This window comes from Methanoculleus chikugoensis (assembly GCF_900095385.1).
GTDB lineage: Archaea > Halobacteriota > Methanomicrobia > Methanomicrobiales > Methanoculleaceae > Methanoculleus > Methanoculleus chikugoensis_A.
This window is the reverse complement of sequence record NZ_FMID01000003.1, coordinates 20,150-40,962: the sequence shown is the minus strand read 5'-3', so window position 1 is coordinate 40,962 and position 20,813 is coordinate 20,150. Positions and strand designations below refer to the sequence as shown.

Sequence of the window (20,813 nt, the reverse complement as noted above, 5' to 3'; positions counted from 1 at the left end):
CGTCCGGCTCCGTCACCCGGAGGACGGCCACGCCGTCCCTATATGAGGTAAATGCGATGTATCTCCCATCCGGCGACCAGAACGGGTACGAATCAATTGACGAATCGTTCGTCACCTGGATGATCGTTGCCGCCGTCGCCGGAGGGACGGCGGCGATCAGGAGCAACAGGCAGAGGCATATTGCCTTCAGGTCCATCCGACACCTCTCACCCCGGCCCCGGTGCCGGTCGGGTTCCGGTTCCGGCGGTTCTCTCCGGGCCGGTCGGCGTTCGTTGCGGTCGCTGTGCCCCCTGTCCCCGGTTGCCTCAACGTTTGCTCTCTCACCATCCTGCCTCCTCTATCGCCATCCTGATTGCATAATCGATAGGACTCCAGTAGATCTGAACCGTCCTGTTGCGTATCACAGTGCCGTTCAACGCCTCGTTTTCGGGTGTGCGGTTGAACACCCAAACCCCGATCTCGGTGGACGATGTCATGAAACTCGATATCTGCAATTCGGGATGGTCCTCCCGGAGTTGTACCAGTTTGGCCCCAAGCTGCTCTAACTCTTTCTTATATTCTTTCTCATTATCGGCATCGTGAATGACCTGAAAGGTCCAGCCGCCGACCTGCCTGCCCTGAATGGCGTTCACCTTATTTTCGTTCAGTATGGAGGACGCGTGGATGATGACTTGTTTGTCTTTTGAGTCAAATTCCCATCTAATTATGACAAATTCCCTGGCTCCATAGTTTTGTTGTAGATGTTTTATCTCCTCTTTCAACTCCTCCGGCAGCTCCTCCGGCGCCATATTTGCCTCGTTCAATGCTCGCCTCACGTCTTCGGGCACATATTGTTCCTGAACGACGCTAAATGTCCAGCCGCCGGCCTCTCTGCCCTGAACGGCTTCACCTCCGCTTCATACTCTTCACTCCGTATGATGTACGTATAGACGATGACCCGGTTGTTTTGAGGATCGAGTTCCCACTTCCGCATACCCCCGATTTCGGTGTTTTCCATCTCCTCTTTGACTTCATCGGGCAACTCTTCCAGCGTCATATTTGCCTCTTTCAGCGCTCGCCTCACGAACGAAGACACATATGGCTCCCAGACGACGTTAAAAGTCCAGCCGTCGACCTGTCTGCCCTGAACGGCATTCAACTCCATTTCATGCTCTTCATTCCATGCGAAGACCGCATGGATGACGACCTGCTTATTTTGGGGATCGAACTCCCACGTTCGGATAATATCTTCGAACTCCACGGTGGCTTTCACTTCTTCCGTTACGTCGTCGGGCAACTCCTCCGGCATCATATTTGCCTCTTCCAGCGCTCGCTCCACGATTCCAGACCTATGCAAGGACTCATATATCTCCTGGGCCCGCTTCATGAGCTCTTCCGATGTCATGCTCTCGCCCCCCGTACTTCTTCAGGCACTCGTTCGGGCGTTGCATTTTTAGCCTCTTCAGAAGGGTGCATCGCTGCGATCAGCGCTGCCGCGCAACAGACGACTCCGATTGCGACAACGGCGGCGATGATTCGTACAGCCGGTTTTATCATTTTTCTGCTTCCTCCGGGGCGGCGGTGCTGATTTTATCGATCAGAGATACCGCATCGGGCGTTGCGACGAAGACGCTCCAGGTCCAGCAGTTTTCCCCGGAGCCGTTGGCGTTCTGTGCAACGACCCGCACCGTATGGGTGCCCAGAAACGGTATCCGGAACGGATGGGACACTTCCGTCACGTTCGGAAACGTCTGCACCAGTGCACCGTCCAGGTAGAACTTCAATGCGGCAGTCTGATTGACCGAAGCGGTAAACGTTCGTTCTGCCCCGTAAACATAGGGATCGCTGATTTCGGGGCCTGCCGGTTCGACCAGGGTCACCATGGGGAGATTGCCACAGTTCATGTATCAGGCCTCCGTGAGTCCGTCGTCGGCCAGATACCGCTCCCGGAGCAGGGCCTGCGGGGCGAGGTCCGGCGCGGCCGTGACGTCGGGGTTGTTCTCGGCCGCCCTGTTCTTCGGGTCAAGGACGTGCAGTTTCAAGGTATCCCGAAGATCGTACGAGACGACCTCGTTGATATTTCTGAAGAAATCGATGTACGCGGCGCCGATGGGGGAGTACGGGAACGTAACCTCAAAGATGTACTTATCGTAGCCCGCCGGCACCCATCGTTCGAACGCTCCCTTGCCATGTGCCGCTTCGAGGGGGATGGAGTAGACATCGAGGCGGCCGTTGTCCGTCACCAGGCAGGCAACGCTGTACCCGTCGTTTCGGAACTTCTCTTCGAGCAGCAACGCGGCGGTCCTCGTTCCCTGGCCCTTGTTCGAAGTCAGCACGACAAGGTCGCTCATTCCACCACATATAAATCGATGGATCTCGGTCTATTTATACCTTGTTAAATAAAAGAACTCGACATTCCTTATTTGTTAATTAACAACCATTTATCCGAGCCGCGAAGCCCGGTGCTCTTCCCGCACCCCCTGCAGGCACGCTGGAAGGATATACCGTTTCCTCTCCGGGACGAGCGGGCAGGGTATCGAATGCCGGTAGCCGTTGACCGAAGATGGGTCCGCCGATCCGTTGCCGGAGTTCGTGCACGCTGTGCTGCGAACGGACTTATCCCCGGGCCAACCCGCAGCCGCCGGCGCTTTATCGTATACATGTCGATCTTTCAGAATCGAGACGATCGTTGAGGGGCATGATACATGCGACCGTAACGCTCCGGGCCGGCACCTCTTCCAAAAAGAGGATGAATTGTCTTACCGGTGCGCAAAATACGCGCTTACCCGGCCGTCGTCCACCGAGTCGACCCGGGCAAACCCGATCCGCTCGAACTGGACGACACGGTCCGTCTCTCCGGCGACGAGCGGCTCGCAGAACCCCTCAAGGCTCCCGTCCTGACGGAGAAGCGTGCAGGGAAGTTTCGTCTCCGCCGGCAGCCACTGGATGATCGGCGCCTTCTCGCTCCGGGCCTCCTCAAGCGAGTCGCCAGCGTAAGATACCCGCGGCGTATCGCCGTCCCACGCGATCCTGATGTTGTAGAGGTCTTTTAACCGGACCATGCTCCGCCCTTCGATATCCGCCCGCGGGAGGAGGATCCTCCCCTCCGCGACGAGGGTGCGGACCCCCCGGGCGGGATCGCTCGGGTGGAGCGCCGCGTGGGCCTCGCGGCGCGGTCCCTCCTCGACGGTCACCTCGACCGGGTCGGGGACGAAGAAGTAGCGGTTCGCCTTCGGATCGACGAGTTCCTTGTTCCGGGCATACAGGTTCTCCCAGGAGAACGATATATCGGTCTCCCCGATCCCGATATCGATCATGGCGTTCCGGACTGCCTCCGGCTCGATACCGCGGCGCGCGATCGCCCGCATCGTCCCGAGGTGAATGTCGTCCCAGCCGGTGTAAAGGCCGCTCCGGATCCCCTCGCGCATCCCCGACGTCGAGAGGACGACGCCCGATATCCCCATCCGGCCGTAGTGGCGGTAGACCGGCGGCTTCCACCCGAAGTAGTCGAAGAGGTAGCGCTGGCGTCTCGTGTTCGCGATATGGTCCTTCCCGCGGATGACGTGGGTGATCCCGAGCAGGTGGTCGTCCACCGCGACCGAGAAGTTCATCAGCGGAAAGACCGTGTTCTCCACCCGCGGGTGGAGAGGCGCGTTCACGATCCGCATCGCCGAGTAGTCCCGCATCGCCGGGTCGGGGTGGTCGAGCTCCGTCTTCACCCGGACGGTCGCGTCGCCCTCGTAGAACTCCCCATCAAGCATCTTCTGCCAGAGTTCCAGGTTCTCCTCCACCGTCCGCTCCCGGCAGGGGCAGGCCTTTCCCTTGAGTTTGAGTTCGCGGAAGCGCTCGGAGTCGCAGACGCAGACGTAGGCGCCGCCGAGTTCGATCAGTTTCCTGCACCAATCGTAGTAGATATCGAGGCGGTCGCTCTGGTAGACGATATCGGTGATCCCGAGTCCCAGCCACTCGATGTCCTCGAGGACCATCGCGTATGCCTCGGGATCGACCCTCCTCGGGTCGGTATCCTCGACGCGGAGGACGTATCGCCCGCCGTAGCGCCTGACGTAGTAGTCGTTCAGGACGGATGCGCGGGCGTGCCCGAGGTGCAGCGGCCCGCTCGGGTTCGGCGCGAACCGCATCACCACGCCGTTCTCCGCACCCTCGAGCGCGGGGAGTTCCCTCGACTTCTCGTGCGTCTCGGTGAGTTCCGCAACGAGTTCGGGCGCGAGTTCCAGAAGACGGCTTTTGCGCTCGGCCGCGCTCATCTTCGCCACCTCTGCGACCGCCTTCCCTGCAAGAGGGCCGAGTTCCTTCGCCCGGCTCCGGAACTCCGGGTGCTTGCCGAGCACCGTGCCGATGACCGTCCCGCTCTTCGGGGCGCTGTCGTGCTTCACCGCGTTCTGCAGAGCGTAGATATAGAGCAGGCGCTCGATATCGGTCTCCATGGTATCAGTTGCCTCGAGCGATGAAGAAATCGGCGATATCGCCGAGAAGACGCTTCTCCTCCGAGTCCGGGATGACCGAGAGCGCCTGTTTCGCGACGGCGGCCCGCTCGACGGCAACCGCCCTGACCTCGTCGATGACGCCGGCCTCCCCGAGCCGGGCGATCAGGTCGTCGATCTCCGCACCGGAGAGTCTCCTCCGGTACGGGGCGAGATCGAGCCCCTTCTCCCGTGCCCGGATGGCGATCAGGGTCTGCTTTCCTTCCCGGATGTCCGAGGCCCGGTCCTTGCCGGTCACATCGCTGCTCGCGAGGAGATCGATGAGATCGTCCTGGATCTGGAACGCGATGCCGCTGTTCACACCGTACTGGTAGAGGGCGTCGGCCTGAACGGGGTTCGCTCCGGCAAGGATCCCGCCGATGGCGGCGGATGCCCCGTAGAGCACGCCGGTCTTCTTGCTGACCATCTCCAGGTACTCCACCTCCAGGACGTCGTCGCGCTTCTCGAACGCCATGTCCATACTCTGCCCGTCGCAGATATCAGTGCACGTCCGGGCAAGCATCTTCACCGCCCGGATCTTGGCGGTGTCCGTGGCTTCCGAGAGGCAGATGAACTCGAACGCCTTTGCGTAGAGAACATCTCCCGCAAGGATCGCCGTCGGTTCGTCCCAGACCGTATGCACCGTCGGCACGCCGCGCCGGACGGCGTCGCCGTCCATGATGTCGTCGTGGATGAGGGTGAAGTTGTGGGTCAGTTCGAGCGAAAGGGCGGCAGGGAGCAGGTCGTCGGAGCTCCCCTTTCTCACCGCATCCGCAGCGAGGATGACGACCGCCGGGCGGAGGCGTTTGCCGCCCGCAAGCAGCAGATGAGCGCTCGCCCGGAAGAGATCGCCGTGAACGTCTCCAAAGTAACGGTGAAGCGCTTTGTCTATCCGCTCAGCATTCATCTCCAGGTAGTCTTCAAGCGTCGTCATAGATTCTCCTACTTTATCAGGATACTCTTCCCGTTCCTCATGACGTGAAGGTCGTTGTCGAGGGTATATCCGATCTCCTCCGCGAACTTCGCGTACTCGCCGGTCATCCCGATGTCGCCGTGGGACGGGATGACGTGCTGCGGGTTCAAGAGGTGGAGGAACTCGTAGTGATCCTCTTTGTACGCGTGGCCCGAGACGTGCAGGTCGTCGAAGATCCGCACGCCCGCCATCTTCGCACGGGCCTCGACCAGGTAGCGCTGCCCGTGGTTCATCGGGTTCGGGATCACCTTCGCCGAGAAGAGGATCTTGTCGCCCTTCTCCAGCTTGTAGGGGGTATCCCCCATCACGATCCTTGTGAGGATGGCGCCCGATTCTCCCTGGTGGCCGGTGACGATCGGGAGGAACTTGTCCTTCCCGGTCTTCATGATCCGCCGCAGCGTCCGGTCAACCGTCCGCCGGTTGCCGAACATCGAGAGGGTCTCGGGGAACCCGACCAGTTTGAGCTGTTCGGCCGCCGAGCTGTAGCGCTCCATCGAGCGCCCGAGGAGGACCGGTTTTCTGCCGATCTCGTGAGCGCATTCGGCGATCGTCTTCACGCGGGAGATGTGCGACGAGAACGTCGAGACGAATATGGCGCTCTTGTCGTCCTCGTAACTCGTGATAGTGTCCCGCACCAGGTCCCGCGCGACCCGCTCGCTCGGGCAGCGGCCCTTGTCGGCGATGTTGACGCTCTCCGTGATGAGAGCGATGACGCCCTCCTTCCCGATCTGGCGCAGCCGGGCAAAGTCCGGGGGCTCCCCGAGCACCGGCGTCCGGTCGAGTTTGAAGTCGTTTGCGTAGACGACCGCGCCCCGCGGGGTGTGCAGGACCGGGAAGACGGTGTCGATGATCGAGTGCTGGGCACGCACGAACTCGAGCGTCAGGTGCGGGGAGATGGTGTAGCGCTGCCCGGCTTTCAGGGCGAAGAGTTTGTTGTTCACCCCGAACTTCTGTTCGCCTGCAATCTGCTGCCGGATCAGTTCCGAAGTGTAGGGCGTGCTGATGATCGGGGCGTTGTAGCGGTGCGCCAGTTTCGGGATCGCACCGATATGGTCAAGGTGTCCGTGCGAACAGACGATAGCCTTGACGCTCCCCTCGATAGCATTCATGATGGTGTCATCAGGAATGGCCTTCATCTCGATCAGGTCCAGGGAATGCATATTCTCGATATCAGCATCCTCGTGGATCATCACCTGGTCGAGCCGCAGGCCCATATCAAAGATGACAATCTCTTTTCCGCAGCGGACGGCAGTCATATTTCTACCGACTTCGTTATATCCGCCCACTGCTATGATTTCAATATCCATGTAGCCTCCTTGTAGAGTTTTTCCGTTGTTAGTCGCTGTTTTCAATCATTTGCCGGGTCAGGCCGGTTATATACGTCCTGGTGTGCCGGAGATCCGCTACAGACCGGGATCCCGTCAGGAACATCGCCGCGCGGAGTTCGCGGTGCATCGCCTCGACGGCTGCAAAGAGCGCATCGTCGCTCTCCATGGCCGGTTTCAAGAGGGGAAGCGCCATGCCCCCGAGGTCCGCCCCGAGAGCAACGGCCTTCGCGATATCGATGCCCGTTCGGAGTCCGCCCGTCGCGATGATCGGGCCTCCGGCCGTCCGCACCTCACAGAGGCTCACCACCGTCGGTATGCCCCACGAGAGGAATGCCTCCCCGAGATCGGCGAGTTCGGGGCCGCTCGCCCGCAGGCGTTCAATCTTCGCCCACGACGTGCCCCCGTAGCCGCCGATATCGATGGCGCTTGCTCCGGCACCCCGGATAATTCTTGCGGTTCCGGCAGATATGCCGGAACCCGTCTCCTTCACGATGACGGGGTAGGAGAACTCGTTGCAGAGGTTGCGCAGCGCTTCGATGCACCCCTCTGCGTTGTGATCGCCCTCCGGCTGAATCGCTTCCTGGAGTGAATTGATGTGGATGGCGATCGCCTGTGCATCGATCATCTCGACAGCCCGTTCCGCCCACTCGATGCCGTGGTCGCGGAGCTGGATGATTCCCAGGTTCGCGCAGAGGAACGCATGCGGCGCTTCCTCCCGCACGACGGTGAAACTCCCCTCCTGTTCGGGCTTCTCCAATGCCGCTCGCTGAGAACCGACACCCATGCCGAGGTTGTAGCGTTCGGCGGCCCGTGCGAGCCGCCGGTTCACCTCGAGGGTGTCCGGATGTCCTCCGGTCATCGCTGCAATGAAGAGGGGGGAGCCGAGCGCTCGATCAAGGAATCGCGTCTTCGTCTCGATCGCGTCCATATCGCACTCGGGAAGGGCGTTATGCACCAGGCGCACGTCCCCGAATCCGGCGTCGCCGGCCTCGACGGGCTGCTCGCAGCAGATCTGCAGGTGATCCCGTTTTCTTGAAGACGTGGCGGTCTCTTTTGTCATGGTTTACTCCTTTGCGGTTATCGTTGTTCCGCCATGCCCGGTGCCGTCCAGGAACCGGCCGATCTTCGAGACATGGAAGATGTGTGAATCGATGCCGGCATCGGCCAGCGCCAGGAGTTCCGCAAGTTTGCCTCGCATCCCCCCGGTCACGTCGGTGTTTCCCGATCCGCCGACATCGAGCGACTCTGCCGTGCTCCGGTCGATCCGCGGGACGACCGCGCCGTTCGCGAGGACGCCGGGAACGTCCGTCGCAAGCCCCACGCGCCTGCTTTTGAGAGCGGCGGCAAGACGGGTCACGAGCTGGTCGCCCGAGACGATGCAGGAGCCCCGGAGCCGGTCCATCACCACGTCGCCGTGCAGCACGGGCACAATGCCGTGTTCCGTCATTTCGGCGATGTGGCGGGTCTCGAACGAGACCAGGCGCCCGTCTTCGGCGAGGCAGAGGTCGAGGGGATGGATACCGATCGCCTCGACCCCCGCGTCCCGCAGGGCGTTGACGACCGCCGTGTTCAGGCTTGAGACGGCGGCATGCGTCTCGTAGACGCCGGGGACGTTCTCCGCGGCGAGACCGTCGTTGATCCGGTAGCGCCGGGCCTCGGGATGCCCGCACGACCCCGCGCCGTGGACGAGCACGAGCGCGGTCTCTCGGCGTGCGGCGATTTCCCCCGCAATCTCGCGCAGGCGGGCGTGATCGATGGCGCAGTCCCCCGACTTGTCGGTGATCACGCTCCCCCCCAGTTTCAGTATCATGCTCTCAGTCATGCTTCTCTCTTCTCGCGCCGTCCGTATCTATCGACGTGATGATTGCCCGCCCTTCGCAGGCCTCGATCGCCCCGGCAACCCGGCTCTTTGCGCGCCGGGGACAGAGGGCAATGATGCACCCGCCCCCTCCCGCTCCCGTGATCTTCGCACCGTACGCGCCGCTTGCCCGCGCCGCAAGCACGAGTTTGCTGCTCGCCGGGTGCCCCACGCCGAGCGCCTCCAGGAGGGCGTGGTTCATATCCATATACTGCCCGAGTTCCTTCGGGTTGCCGATGTTATGGAGAGCGGCAAGCGTCAGGGCCCCGATGGCGTCCAGGATCGGGTTCGCGACATCGGGATGCTTCCGCTGCAGGTTCCCGACCTGTTCCACCATCTTCGCGGTGCTGTGCGCCACCAGGGTGTTCCCCACGACGACCTGCAGGTTCTCAGGCGGCAGTCTCCGCTTGGAGTTCCCCGTGATCAGCACCATCCCTCCGTTTGTAGAGACGTAGGTGTCGGTGGGGCTTGCTCTCCCTTTCTGAACCTTCTTCTCGATGGCGAACGCGGTCTCGGCGATGTACTCGCGGGCGTGCCCGAGATTGAACTCATCGTTGATCGCAGAGAGTGTCGCCACCGTCACCGCGGCCGACGACCCGAGCCCCGACGAACTCTGGAGCTGGGAGTGGACGTAGACGCTGCCCCGGACACCCATCATCCTGAAACACTCGTCGATGTAGGGCGACTTCGGGCGGGTCGGATTGCGCGTTTTCCTCACCGTGACGAAGACGCGCGGCTTGATCGCCATCGCGACTCCCGGTTTCCCGTAGACGACTGCATGCTCGCCGAAGAGGAAGACCTTGCCCGGCGCGCTCCATGTTGCCAATCAGACCACCGCTATTGCCGCATACCCCACTACCTGATTGAAATCCTCCGTCACGTCGCCGCTCGTCGTATACCGTAAGAGTTCCCCTCTCGTTGCACCGAGCGACCGGCATGCCATGCACATGGTCGCGATCGGGCCGTAGCCGCAGACCGTAGCGTGTGTCTCCTGGAGCCGCCGGTAAAACTCGGGGATGTCCAGGGTTTTGAGCGCGTCGATCGCGTACAGGTCCTGTCGCCGGGCCACCTCGTCCGGGACATAATGGGAGAAGTCGCTCGAGGCGACGATCCGCACGTCCCGTTTCGTGTGCTCGATTGCCTGGAGCAGGTGCTCCGCGAGGCTTTCCGCGGCCTCGTAGGTCTGTTCTCCCATGAGGATGGGTGCGGCTCTTGCCCTCGGGAACCGGTATTTTATGATCGGCATCTGCACCTCGATCGAGTGTTCGCTCCGGTGCGATGCCTCGTCTATCTCGATATCCATCGCGTCGATGAACTCCGTATCGACATCGACGACCCCGAGCGGCGTCTCCCACGGTACGGCGGAGGCAGAGGTCATATATCCCCGGTGACTCGGGCCGATGACCAGAAACGTGCCGTCAAAATCAGGTGGTATGGTAGAGAATGCACAGGCTCCCGTCTCTCCCGAGTAGACGTATCCTGCGTGGGGAGAGACGATCCCCCGGGATGTTATCCCCGGGGCCCTTTTCCGGAAGAAGGTCTCCAGCAGCTGCTCCAGATGCCTGGGCTCGGCAGGATAGAACATTCCCGCTACACTGCATGGGCGCATATCCATCAAGGTTGAGCTCTTGTGCTTCGGATCTTATAACTCTGTCTCAAAGTCTTCGGGCGTGAGCGATGTGGCCACGCCGCGCAGGCGGAGCAGTTCCTTTGTCAGGATGTAGTAGATCACCGAGAGCGCCTTCCGACCCTTGTTGTTCGTCGGGATGACGAGATCGATGTACTTCGTCGTGTTGTTGGTGTCGCAGAGCGCGACGATCGGGATACCCACCTGGACAGCCTCGGCGATCGCCTGGGAGTCGCCGATGGGGTCGGTTACCACGACCACGTCCGGCTCGATGTACGTAGTTAAGCCATGTAAGCGCTGGTTGGTGAGCATCCCCGGGATGAAGCGGCCGACGACGGCCATGCCGCCGACGGCGTCGGCGAACTTCTTGGCCGGGTACTGGCCGTACTGCCGGGAGGTGACGACCAGGATCTTCGAAGGCTCGTACTGCGAAATGAACTTCGCAGCAGTCTTGATCCGTTCGTCGGTCGCCTGGATGTCCAGGATATAAAGTCCGTCTCCACGCACGCGGTAGATGAACTTCATCATGTCCTTGCTCTTCTGCTGGGTGCCGATATGCACGCCTGCTGCGAGGTACTCCTCAACGGGCAACAGCGGTTCTTTCAGTTCAATCTCAAGTTCGTTTCCTGTCAAGTTAGATCAGCTCCTCTATGCGAATCAGTTCGTTTAGTTTGGCTATCCGCTCACCGCCGACCACGCCGGTCTTGAGGAAGATGCACCCGAACGCGGTTGCAAGGTGGGCTATCGTCGCGTCGGTCGTCTCTCCGGAACGGTGGCTCATGACGGTCTCCATCCCGTTCTCCTGCGCGAGGCGTATCGCCTCGAAGGTGTCGGTGAGCGTCCCTATCTGGTTGGGTTTGATCAGGACGCAGTTCGCCGCGCCCGTCTCGACGCCCTTCGTGATCCGCTCGACGTTGGTCACGAAGAGGTCGTCGCCGCAGATCAGGCACCGGTCCCCGACCTGTTCGGTCAGGTCGGCGAATGCCTCGAAGTCCTCCTCGAAGAGAGGGTCCTCGATGTAGATGAGGTTATAGCGGTCGACGAGATCCGCCATATAAGCGATCTGGTCCTCCCGGCTCCGCGCCGCGTCCTTGTAGCGGTACTGCTCGCCGTTCCAGAGTTCGCTTGCCGCTACGTCGATTCCCATCCTGACCTCGACGTTCGTCTCGTCGGAGACGGCGGCGATCGCTTCGGTGATGATCTCGAATGCCTCAATGTCGGATACGGCAGGTGCCCAGGCGCCTTCATCCCCTTTCCCGGAGAGTTTGCCCTGCTCCTGCAGCATCTTCTTCACGGTCTTGTGAACGGCAGCGTTCACGAAGACGCCTTCCGTCGCGCCACAAGCCCCGGTGGGAACCACCAGGAACTCCTGGATCGAGGTGGCGTTCGGGGCATGCGCGCCTCCGCCGATGACGTTGCCGAGCGGCAGGGGCGTCTCGGCGGCGAACGTACCCCCGAGGTAGCGGAAGAGTTCAAGGTCGAGAGACGACGCAGCCGCCTTTGCACACGCAAGCGAGAGTGCTACGGCGACGTTCGCGCCGATCGAACTGAAGTCGGCCGTTCCGTCGTTCTCCCTGAGTAGTGCGTCGAACGTGATCTGATCACGGGTATCTTCACCCATGAGCGATGGAATCAGGTTTTTCTGTGCGTCCTCGACAGCCTCGCGCGGCGGCCGCACCTTTGCTTCATATGTGCCGGTGCTGGCACCACTGGGTGCCGCAGCCCGCCCGAAACCGCAATCGGTGTAGATCTCGGCCTCGACGGTCTCGTTTCCGCGGCTATCCAGGATTGTTCTCAGGATAATCTGTTCGATGGTCGTCATCAGATCACTACTTTCTCTTCACCGTTATAGGGATCACGTCTCGATCAAACTCTTCAAGTGCGATCTCGAGCGGCTCTGTATTTGGTGTTTTGACCAGAACAGGTGCACCCATCGAGATCTGGAGAGCACGAGCCCCTATAATTCGCGCCCGTTCATACCGGGTATATGATTCCATCGTCAGCCTCAAAATGATTCATGATAAAATGGGGTCGCTGAGATTTGAACTCAGGTCACAGCATCCCGAACGCCATAGGATGGCCAGGCTACCCCACGACCCCTCATTGGTACGGATTCAGGTCCTCCACAATTTCCTTGTGCGTCAGCAGCATCCGCCTGCAGCAGTAACGCTCCAGACCGAGATCGTCGAGGATCCTTTTCGGATCCTCGCCGGCATCCCGCCGCTCCTTGAACTCCTTCCAGGCTGTAGAGACGACCTTACCGCATGTAAAACATCGTACGGGTATCATAATAATGGTTCAGCATCCCTTATATCTCTTTTGCTCACCGGTAGGACTTCTGGAACCGTGCCCGTGCACCGGGGCCGTGCGGCTTCTTGGTCTCTTTCTGGCGCGAGTCGTTTACGAGCAGCGTCCGGTCGTACGCGAGGAATGCGTCCTTGATCGCGGGGTCGTTGTGCCACTCCACGATGCCGCGCGCGAGCGCCGTCCGGACCGCTTCGGCCTGTCCCATCGTGCCGCCGCCGGAGACGTCGATCGCCGCGTCGACACCGTCGAGCGCGTTCGGCACCAGCAGCAGCGGCTCGGCGATCTTCATCCGGACGAGCTCCGTCCCGTAGATCTCCAGGGGCACGGAGTTGACGCGGACCCGGCCGTTGCCGGGCTTTAAGGTCGCGCGGGCGATTGCCGTCTTTCTCTTACCGCTTGAATTGATGATCTTTGCCACTTCATCACCTCATCTAGTATTTTGCTCCGAGGTTGTTGCTTATCGCCCCGATCGTCACGTATCTCGTGTTGCCCAGCCGGTCGACGTGGGCCGCTTCGAGCGTCTCCGTCTCCATCCCGGTAAACTCCATCGGAACGCCGATGTAGGTCTTGATCCGCTTGAATGCCGCGATACCGCGCTCGCGCTTGTAGGGGAGCATCCCCCGGATGGTGCGCTTGACGATATGGTCGGGCCTGCGCGGGAAGAACGGGCCGCCCTCGCGGGAACCGCGCTCGCGCTTCGTGGTGTAGTTCGCGAGCACCTGCGCCTTGTTTCCGGAGACGATTGCCTTTTCCACGTTCACGATGGCGATCTCCTCGCCGGCAAGCGCACGCTGCGCGACGATGCTGGCCATCCTTCCGAGCAGTAATCCGTCTGCGTCGATAACTGTAACCATTCGTCTCACCTGAGGATCCGTACCCTGCTCCCCGTCGGGTTGTCCCGGACGAGGTCCTCGATAGTCATGCACGTCCCGTTTGCGCCGGTGATCTTGCTCACCGCCGCCTCGGAGAAGTCCAGTGCGGCAATCTTCACCGGCAGGCTGAGCGCGCCGCTGCCGAGCACCTTGCCCGGCACCAGGATCGTCTCGCCTTCGTTCGCGTACCGGTCGATCTTGCTGAGGTTCACCTCGGCGTAGTTCTTCCGGGGCGCATCCAGCCTCTTTGCAATCTCGCGCCAGATGTTCGCCTCATGCACGCGCGACGCATCTTTGAGCGTCACGATGAGGGCGGTCAGCCGGGGGTTCGATTTAGTCTCGGTTGTCTTCTTCATTCAGTCCCCTCTCCCGTAATCTCGTTCATCACGTCTACCAGGTCGTCTGATGATCTCTGGATATATTGTAGCGCTCTCTCGATGATCTCGCGGACGGGCATTGAACCGTCGCTCTCCACCACGAAGATGAATCTCTCGGCGTCCGTGCCGATACGGATGGCCGCTTCAGTGCCGATCCCGCCGGCAAGACATGCCCGCTCGCAGAGCCTGCAGAGGGAACAGAGTTCCTGCCGCCCTTCGATGACCCGGACTTTCCCCTGTGCCGTCTCGAGCACGTTCCTCGGGCACTCGTCGATGCACATGCCGCACCCGTCGCACCTCGCGTCGATGGCGATTATGGGGTAGTTTTTGTAGCCGCAGGCGGTCGTCGCCTGCCACTTGGCATGCTCCTTTCCGGTGCCGACGACTGCGTGCGCTTCGAGCACGACCTTCTGGTCTTTCGCGAGTTCGATGATGGGGATGCCCTCCTCCGCCGGTGCGGCGTCGGGGTCCTGCGGTATCAGGTCGCTTGAGACGACGATCTTCGGCCCCTCGACGGAGAGCGTATAGGTCGCGGTGCAGGCCGAGCACCCGGCGCCTTCGCAGGTACACTCGCTGCGCGGTTTGTAGACCTTGAGGTCTGTCCGGAGCGGAATGAGTCCCAGGCGGTGCGCCAGCATCTCGTCGAAGAGAACGCTCGTGTTGTCGTAGATGCGGACATCTTCGATGGCGAGCGTCGGCACTTCGCTGATCATTGCCCGCCGAAGCATATTGGCGAACGACGTCGAAACGCCGCTCAGGGTGAATTTGGCGACTCTCTCATCCAGTCGAGAAAACGCTATCTCCATTACACTCTCCTTCCTCTCCGGCCGCCTTTGCCGCGGATGCTGTCGTGAGGCACCGGGGTGACGTCTTCGATGCGGCCGATCCTCATCCCTGCACGGGCAAGAGCGCGGATCGCTGCCTGAGCGCCGGGCCCGGGGCTCCGCTGTTTGCCCCGGCCGGGTGCGCGGACCTTCACGTGGACGCCGGTAATCCCCTTGTCCCGTGCGTTCTGCGCGACCTGGATCGCCATCTGCATGGCGGCATACGGCGAGCTCTCGTTCCTGTCCTGTTTCACGACCATGCCGCCGCTGCTCTTGGTGACCGTCTCCGCTCCGGAGAGGTCGGTGACGGTGATGATGGTGTTGTTAAAGGAGGCAAAGATGTGCGCGATGCCCCATTTCTCTTCTGCCATGGTGTTATCTCACTCCTGCGCGGGCGATGCGGCTTCTCTCGGGGTGAACCTCGTTCATGAGCGGGGAGGGGCCGTAGTAACTGATCTCGGCCTCTTCGGCTCTCTCGACCCGGTAACTCGGGACGGTCACGCGGCGGCCTTTGATTGCGATGTGGCCGTGGGTGATGAACTGGCGAGCCTGCTTGGGGGATCGTGCGAACCCTTTGCGGAGAACCAGCGTCTGGAGGCGGCGGTCGAGCTGCTGCTCGACTTTGAGCGCGAGAACGTCACCGACATCGGCGTTCTCGCCGACGATACCGTAGCGGTACAGGTGGTTGACGAGTTCGTCTCTCTTCTTCTGGTAGTCCTCGGTGCTGAGTCCGCCCGAGCGGAGCGCCACCAGTTCACGGGCGGCGGAGCGGTACTTCCGCAGCACACTCTGGGCCTTCCAGAGTTCGCGCTTGTTCCGCAGGCCGTAATCGATGATGAGCCGTTTTTCGTCCTCAAGCCGGGTCTTCTCAAACCGCCGCTTGGGCGTCGCATACGTTTTGTAGTTCTTTCCGGGATATCCCATTCAATCACCACTCAATCCTTCTTTCTCTTGACGCCGACGGTCGTGCCGGTTCTTCCGGTAGACTTGGTGCGCTGGCCGCGGACCTTCTGTCCGGTCTCGTGCCTGATGCCGCGGTAACTCCGCATCTTTCTCATGCGGTTGACGTCGTCGTCGTTCATCATGGTGAGATCGGTCCCGAGCAGGTGGCGGACCTCTCCGGTGTAGACGTCTTTCTGGCGGTTGACCATCCAGTCGGGCACCTGTTCCGTGTAGGTGTCGACGGCGTTTGCGATCCGCTCGACCGATTCGTCGTCGAGTTTGCCGAGCACGGCACGGGGATCCACGTTGGCAAGGGCGGTGATGGTGCGCGACGTGTGCGGACCAATGCCCTTGATCCCGGTCAGTGCGATCTGCACTGACTTGGTGCCGTCGAGATCAGTGTTTCTGACTCGAACAAAGTACTTTATCTCTTCTTCATCCATGTGATCGCCTCATCATCGACGTTGTCGGTGAAAGCGCTGAGGGAGGGATTTGAACCCTCGAGTCCCAGGGGGACACAGGTTTAGCAAACCTGCGCCATACCAGGCTTGGCTACCTCAACATAGAACTTCGCATCTTTCGACACTCGCAACACGCGATGTGCTGCTCCAGACACAGCATTCTATGACTTGTGCCTACTAATTTTGGCCCCATTGATTAATAATAATTGTGGTGGTCAGGGAGACCGGCGGGCGCGCTCGACTCCGCTCCCGATCAGCCCCGATGCGACGATGGGAAGCGCGATCGTCGCGTCGCAGAAGCACTGGACGCGAGGAGACTCGGGCGCCTCTTTGCCCCAGCTGATCGCCTCCTCGAACGTACACCCGGAGAGGCCGCCCCAGTGGGGGGCGTCGGTGGTGTACTGGATGGCGTAGGCGTGCCCGCCGAGGTTCTGGTCGTGGATCGACGCGATGACCTGGGTCTGCTGGATGAAGTTCTTCGGGACGCCGCCGCCGACGTAGATGACGCCGGTCTTCTTCGCTTCCTCGACCATACGGGTGATCTCGTCGGTGTCGGCGAGCTGGTCGATATCAACGTCGACCCCGCGCCGGCGTGCCATCACGAGGCCGATCCCGATGGACGAGTCGCAGAGGGCGGGGATGAAGATCGGGACGCCGTATTCGGCACAGGTGGCGATGAGCGACCGGCCTTCCGGCCGCCGTTCGCGGAGCCAGTCCCCGAGACGGCGGATGAACTCCCGCGACGAGCCCCTGAACGGCGCTATCTCGTCGGCGAACCGGGCGATCTCCGCGTCGATGCTCCGGAACTCCTCTTCGTAGGCGAAGACGTCGTAGATCCGGTCGATCCCCTCCGCAAAGAGCGCTTCGTCGTCTGCGTGGTGGTGGCCGAGGTAGTGCCGGACGCCGAGGTGCTCGCAGGTGTCGTGGAAGATGTTTGCCCCGGTGGAGACGATGACGTCGACGTAGCGGTGCCTGACGAGTTCGATGAGCACGTTCTGCATGCCTGCCGGGATCATCGCGCCCGAGAGTCCCATGAATATCGTGCAGTCCGGATCCTTGACCATCCTGGTCCAGATGCCGAGCGACTCCCCGAGTTTTCTCCCCTGAAAGCCGGTCTGGCTCATGGACTCGAGGAGGGCCGTTATATTGCTGGTTGGTTTGACTGGCTGCGTTGGTTTCATGGAGATATCGTGATACCGTTTCGGATTGTGGCGTATTAATGGTTGGCGCCGGTCCGGTGGAGGAGGCGGATGGAGGTTTTGGGGCTGTCATTGTGGCGGAGTGGGGCAACAGTTAGGAGCCTATATGATCGAGACAGGGGAGGGGGAGACCCCCCTCCCTGTCGGCCCCACCCCCAGCGGCGATATCCCCACGGTCCACTGCATGGGAAGATCCCGGAAAATAATAGGATTCCAACTCTCTCCCGGGGCACGGCTTTCCACCGGCTATCGCCACGCACTGCCCCCGCCCCTCGGGGCGGGGGAGGAGGCCGAAGGCCGGGCGGGGTGGGGGTGACAGACATACTGAATTGGTGGGAGACTACGGGGAGAGCCATACGGGTAGAGACAGGGGAGGGGGTGAACCCCCTCCCCGTCAGCCCCACCCCCAGCGGCGATGTCCCCACGGTCCACTGCACGGGTGGCTCTCTGAGATAGAACGAGGTTTCGACTAACCCCCGGGAGGACACGGTTTCCCACCGGCTTCGCACCTTCGGTGCTCTAGTTCCGGTTCTCCGAACCATCGCTTATCGCCACGCACTGCCCCCGCCCTCGTGGACGGGGAACGACTGCCGGAGCGGCAGGAGTTTAAGCACCGTCAGGTGTGAGTGAGGAGGCCGAAGGCCGGGCGGGGTGGGGGTGACAGACATACTGAATTGGTGGGAGACTACGGGGAGAGCCATACGGGTAGAGACAGGGGAGGGGGTGAACCCCCTCCCCGTCAGCCCCTCCCCTGTGGCGATGTCCCCACGGTCCACTGCATGGGAAGACCCCGACAATGAACGGGTTTCCGGCTAGCTCCCGGGACACGGCATTCCACCAGCAACGTCCGGGCACTGCCCCTGCCCCCCGGGACGGTCGTCCCATCGCCCCGCCCCCCGGGCAGGGTTACGACTACAGAATATGCCGTTCTCGTTCCCAAAAATCCCCGCGGCCGTCCCGCCGCCCGCAAAAAAGGTAGTAGTAGTATCCGGCCCTTCACAGGGCCTGCACGAGCGAGTTCCGGGTCACGACGCCCGCGATCCTGCCGTTCCGATTGATCGGGACGGAACTGATGTTCTTCTTGAGCATCAGGTCGATGACGTCGGAGACGTCCGTATCCGCGTCCATCGAGATGAGCGGCGTGGTCATGATGTCCCGCACGAGCAGGTTCCGGATCCGGTAGTCCTGGTGCGTCCCCTCCACGAGGTCCTTGATCGCGTGGAGCGCCTTTGCGACATCGGTCTCCGTGACGATGCCGAGGACGGCGTCTCCGTCCTCGACGATGAAGCGGTCGATCTCGCCGTCAAGCATCCTGCGGCGGAGGTGGACGGCGCGTTCCTCGCTCTGGATGGTGTGCGCCGGTTCCATGACGTCGAGGGTGCCGCCCGCCGGGCGGAGCACCTTCAGGAGATCGCCCGCCGTCACCTGCCCGATAAGGCGGTGCTCGGCATCGAAGACCACCACCAGCTTGTAGTGCTGGAGCAGCGGCACCAGAACGTCGATGCTCTGGTCCGGATACGCGGAGGTGAAGTTCTCCTCGACCGTGTTCGCGACATGAATGGATGTGGCCTTCAGCGCCTGGGTCTTCCTGCTCCCGAGCGTCTCGGCGATTGCCGCGCGGGACGTCGTTCCGATGACCGTGCCGTTGTTGGTCACGATCAGCGGATCGACGCCCTCACCGAGCATCTTATCGAGCGCTTCGCTGACAAAGGCGGACTTCGCGATGGTGATCGGTTTTGCCATCACGTCTTTGACAAGTACCTGAAATCTGTCGCTCATTTTGCCACTTCCTTGACGATATCATCTCTCTTGAGCATACCCCGGATATCGCCGTCCTCAACGACCGCGAGGCTGTTGATCTGGTGCTCCAGCATCAGCCCGACGGCATCCTGGAGGGATGCATCGGGGGATACGGTGATGACCGGGCGGCTCATGATGTCTTCCGCAACTGCCGATACCTCAACGACGTATCTGAATCGTTTCTGCCCCGCCGGCGCCTCCTTCCTGAGGTGAGTAACATCCTTCCTGGGCAGGTTCATCCGTTCGTCCAGATACTCGTAAAATGCGAGGTTACTCTCGGTAATTATGCCGGCAAGGCTTCCATTGTCGTTGACGACAATAAGTTTATCGTTTTTTCCCTTTATCGTGTCGATGACGTGGTCCAGCGAGTGATACCGGTTCACCGTGATCGCATCCTCCATGATATCGCTGACCTTTGCGGTGAGCCCGCGGATATGGGCCGACCGCATCACATCCAGTTTGGTGACGATGCCGCTCACCCTGCCCTCTTCGACGACGGGAATTCCGGAGATGTCCTTATCGAGCATGATGGCCGCGATCTCGCGGATGCCGGTCTGTGGCGCTATCGTGATCGGTTCGGGCGCCATCAGGATACTGACCGGAATCCGGTCGATCGGGCGCCGCCGCCACATCGGTTCCGTCTGCCTGAGCCGGTATGCGATATCCTTCTTGGTGAGGATACCCCGGAGTTCGTCCCCTTCCATGACGGGCAACCGCGACACCCGGTGTTTGAGCATGAGGTTTCGCGCATAGGCGACATTATCTCCCGGCGCAACGACGTACACCGGAGATGCCATCACATCAATGGCACGCATCTTCGCATCACTCCTCAGAAAACGCTTTCACAAGGTCGTATTCCGTAACGAGACCGACAAGGTGCGAGTCCTCGATGACCGGGAGCGCCCCGACACGCCGCCGGATCATCTCGAGGGCGATATCGTGGATGTTCCGCTCAGGCGTGATGGTGTACAGTTCCCCGGAGAGGAGCGAGCGCACCGGCGCTCCCATGACCTCGATGGAGTCCCCGGTCGTCAGCTGCTCGAACGCCTTGCCCTTCCCGAGATAACTCATGATATCGGTGGCGGTGACGATCCCGCAGAGGACGTCGTCGGTAACAACCGGAAAGCGCCTGAACCGGCATTTCACCATCTCCCGGCAGACCTTGCCGATCGGTGTGTCGGGGCCGGTGACGCGTACCGACGAGTTCATGATATCCTCCGCCTTGCGGCCCGAGTTCTCGATGGCGAGTACCTTCATCACGTCGCGCTCGGTCACGATGCCCTTCAGTTCTCCTTCCGCGTCGGTGATGGGGATCCCGCCGATATTTTTGTTGACGATGATATCGACCGCGTCGGCGATGGCTCCGGTCACGGGCATCGTGACCAGGTGCGGCGTCATGATCTCGCGGAGCCCCTCGTTGATGGCCGCGAGGAAGTTCCCGGCGTGCTTCACCTGCACGAGGTTGAACTTGTCGCCGCCGCCCATGAAGTTGATGATGTCGCCGACGGTCACAATCCCCCGGAGATGGCGCGTCCCCGCGTCGACGACCGGCAGCCTGCGGAACCCTTCCCGGGTCATGATCTCGACCGCCTGGATGATCGTGGTCGTCTGCTGCGCCACGACGACGTCCCTTGTGGCGATCGCCATGATCTCGCCTTCATGCCCTGCGATCTTTGTCTTGAAGTCGACCGGCCCGCGTTCGCGTTTGCCGGGCATCTTCAGGAGTCTGTCGGCCGGTTTCTTATCCGAGTTATTCGAGTTGGGTTGCATCGTATCACTCCTCTG

At 61.3% G+C, this 20,813-nt stretch carries 26 protein-coding genes, 2 tRNA genes and 1 pseudogene; all 29 read right to left on the bottom strand.

All coding sequences use genetic code 11. The annotated features are described in order from the left end of the window. Window positions 1-196: pseudogene (locus tag L21_RS00430) on the bottom strand (PD40 domain-containing protein); the annotation flags it as partial. Between the two features lie 124 nt (window positions 197-320). After that, the gene (locus L21_RS14345) at window positions 321-827 is read right to left on the bottom strand and encodes a hypothetical protein (RefSeq protein ID WP_074368540.1); all 507 of its coding nucleotides are present in this window, start codon (window positions 825-827) and stop codon (window positions 321-323) included. Beyond that, on the bottom strand, window positions 812-1,384 hold the full coding sequence (locus L21_RS14340) for a hypothetical protein (RefSeq protein WP_256711743.1): 573 nt from the start codon (window positions 1,382-1,384) through the stop codon (window positions 812-814). The genes L21_RS14345 and L21_RS14340 overlap by 16 nt, the downstream gene beginning before the upstream one ends. Window positions 1,385-1,532: 148 nt before the next feature. Beyond that, complete coding sequence (locus L21_RS00415; RefSeq protein WP_074368538.1) at window positions 1,533-1,862, bottom strand: hypothetical protein; 330 nt, start codon at window positions 1,860-1,862, stop codon at window positions 1,533-1,535. Between the two features lie 24 nt (window positions 1,863-1,886). Next, complete coding sequence (locus L21_RS00410; RefSeq protein WP_074368537.1) at window positions 1,887-2,330, bottom strand: hypothetical protein; 444 nt, start codon at window positions 2,328-2,330, stop codon at window positions 1,887-1,889. A 408-nt stretch (window positions 2,331-2,738) separates the two neighbouring features. Continuing rightward, window positions 2,739-4,424, bottom strand: coding sequence for a glutamate--tRNA ligase (locus L21_RS00405; protein ID WP_074368536.1), 1,686 nt, complete (start codon window positions 4,422-4,424; stop codon window positions 2,739-2,741). Window positions 4,425-4,428: 4 nt separating this feature from the next. Continuing rightward, window positions 4,429-5,394, bottom strand: a complete 966-nt coding sequence (locus tag L21_RS00400; RefSeq protein ID WP_074368535.1) for a polyprenyl synthetase family protein — start codon at window positions 5,392-5,394, stop codon at window positions 4,429-4,431. A gap of 8 nt (window positions 5,395-5,402) precedes the next feature. Then, window positions 5,403-6,740, bottom strand: a complete 1,338-nt coding sequence (locus L21_RS00395) for an RNase J family beta-CASP ribonuclease (protein WP_074368534.1) — start codon at window positions 6,738-6,740, stop codon at window positions 5,403-5,405. Between the two features lie 28 nt (window positions 6,741-6,768). After that, complete coding sequence (fni, locus tag L21_RS00390; RefSeq protein WP_074368533.1) at window positions 6,769-7,821, bottom strand: type 2 isopentenyl-diphosphate Delta-isomerase; 1,053 nt, start codon at window positions 7,819-7,821, stop codon at window positions 6,769-6,771. Between the two features lie 3 nt (window positions 7,822-7,824). Next, window positions 7,825-8,583: an isopentenyl phosphate kinase gene (locus L21_RS00385; RefSeq protein WP_074368532.1), complete on the bottom strand. Its 759-nt coding sequence runs from the start codon at window positions 8,581-8,583 to the stop codon at window positions 7,825-7,827. After that, a complete protein-coding gene (gene mvk, locus L21_RS00380; protein WP_074368531.1) occupies window positions 8,576-9,445 on the bottom strand; it encodes a mevalonate kinase in 870 nt (289 codons plus the stop codon). The genes L21_RS00385 and mvk overlap by 8 nt, the downstream gene beginning before the upstream one ends. Beyond that, window positions 9,446-10,234, bottom strand: coding sequence for an AmmeMemoRadiSam system protein B (gene amrB, locus L21_RS00375; protein ID WP_074368530.1), 789 nt, complete (start codon window positions 10,232-10,234; stop codon window positions 9,446-9,448). 27 nt (window positions 10,235-10,261) lie between these two features. After that, window positions 10,262-10,879 carry a 30S ribosomal protein S2 gene (gene rpsB, locus L21_RS00370; RefSeq protein WP_074368529.1) on the bottom strand — a complete coding sequence of 206 codons (618 nt, stop codon included), beginning with the start codon at window positions 10,877-10,879 and terminating at the stop codon, window positions 10,262-10,264. A 1-nt stretch (window position 10,880) separates the two neighbouring features. Continuing rightward, window positions 10,881-12,068, bottom strand: coding sequence for a phosphopyruvate hydratase (gene eno / locus L21_RS00365; protein WP_074368528.1), 1,188 nt, complete (start codon window positions 12,066-12,068; stop codon window positions 10,881-10,883). 7 nt (window positions 12,069-12,075) lie between these two features. After that, window positions 12,076-12,243, bottom strand: coding sequence for a DNA-directed RNA polymerase subunit K (locus tag L21_RS00360; protein WP_074368527.1), 168 nt, complete (start codon window positions 12,241-12,243; stop codon window positions 12,076-12,078). Between the two features lie 29 nt (window positions 12,244-12,272). Next, window positions 12,273-12,346: transfer RNA gene (locus tag L21_RS00355), tRNA-Pro, on the bottom strand. Further along, a complete protein-coding gene (locus tag L21_RS00350; protein WP_054847994.1) occupies window positions 12,347-12,535 on the bottom strand; it encodes a DNA-directed RNA polymerase subunit N in 189 nt (62 codons plus the stop codon). 34 nt (window positions 12,536-12,569) lie between these two features. Continuing rightward, a complete protein-coding gene (locus tag L21_RS00345; RefSeq protein WP_074368526.1) occupies window positions 12,570-12,971 on the bottom strand; it encodes a 30S ribosomal protein S9 in 402 nt (133 codons plus the stop codon). A gap of 13 nt (window positions 12,972-12,984) precedes the next feature. Next, complete coding sequence (locus tag L21_RS00340) at window positions 12,985-13,407, bottom strand: 50S ribosomal protein L13 (protein ID WP_074368525.1); 423 nt, start codon at window positions 13,405-13,407, stop codon at window positions 12,985-12,987. A gap of 5 nt (window positions 13,408-13,412) precedes the next feature. After that, window positions 13,413-13,781 (bottom strand): 50S ribosomal protein L18e, encoded by a 369-nt coding sequence (locus tag L21_RS00335; RefSeq protein WP_074368524.1) that lies wholly within the window; start codon window positions 13,779-13,781, stop codon window positions 13,413-13,415. Further along, window positions 13,778-14,608: a DNA-directed RNA polymerase subunit D gene (locus tag L21_RS00330; RefSeq protein ID WP_074368523.1), complete on the bottom strand. Its 831-nt coding sequence runs from the start codon at window positions 14,606-14,608 to the stop codon at window positions 13,778-13,780. Before L21_RS00330 ends, L21_RS00335 begins: the two co-directional genes overlap by 4 nt. After that, the gene (locus L21_RS00325) at window positions 14,608-14,997 is read right to left on the bottom strand and encodes a 30S ribosomal protein S11 (RefSeq protein ID WP_011844637.1); all 390 of its coding nucleotides are present in this window, start codon (window positions 14,995-14,997) and stop codon (window positions 14,608-14,610) included. The genes L21_RS00330 and L21_RS00325 overlap by 1 nt, the downstream gene beginning before the upstream one ends. Before the next feature lie 4 nt (window positions 14,998-15,001). Further along, window positions 15,002-15,550: a 30S ribosomal protein S4 gene (locus L21_RS00320; RefSeq protein WP_074368522.1), complete on the bottom strand. Its 549-nt coding sequence runs from the start codon at window positions 15,548-15,550 to the stop codon at window positions 15,002-15,004. Window positions 15,551-15,561: 11 nt separating this feature from the next. After that, window positions 15,562-16,011: a 30S ribosomal protein S13 gene (locus L21_RS00315; RefSeq protein WP_074368521.1), complete on the bottom strand. Its 450-nt coding sequence runs from the start codon at window positions 16,009-16,011 to the stop codon at window positions 15,562-15,564. Between the two features lie 34 nt (window positions 16,012-16,045). Continuing rightward, a tRNA-Ser gene (locus tag L21_RS00310) sits at window positions 16,046-16,130 on the bottom strand. A 114-nt stretch (window positions 16,131-16,244) separates the two neighbouring features. Beyond that, on the bottom strand, window positions 16,245-17,210 hold the full coding sequence (locus L21_RS00305; protein ID WP_074368520.1) for a deoxyhypusine synthase: 966 nt from the start codon (window positions 17,208-17,210) through the stop codon (window positions 16,245-16,247). Window positions 17,211-18,224: 1,014 nt separating this feature from the next. After that, window positions 18,225-19,007: a CBS domain-containing protein gene (locus L21_RS00300; protein ID WP_074368519.1), complete on the bottom strand. Its 783-nt coding sequence runs from the start codon at window positions 19,005-19,007 to the stop codon at window positions 18,225-18,227. Further along, window positions 19,004-19,843, bottom strand: coding sequence for a CBS domain-containing protein (locus L21_RS00295; protein WP_074368518.1), 840 nt, complete (start codon window positions 19,841-19,843; stop codon window positions 19,004-19,006). Before L21_RS00295 ends, L21_RS00300 begins: the two co-directional genes overlap by 4 nt. 7 nt (window positions 19,844-19,850) lie before the next feature. Further along, window positions 19,851-20,798, bottom strand: a complete 948-nt coding sequence (locus L21_RS00290) for a CBS domain-containing protein (protein ID WP_074368517.1) — start codon at window positions 20,796-20,798, stop codon at window positions 19,851-19,853. Between the last annotated feature and the right edge of the window lie 15 nt (window positions 20,799-20,813).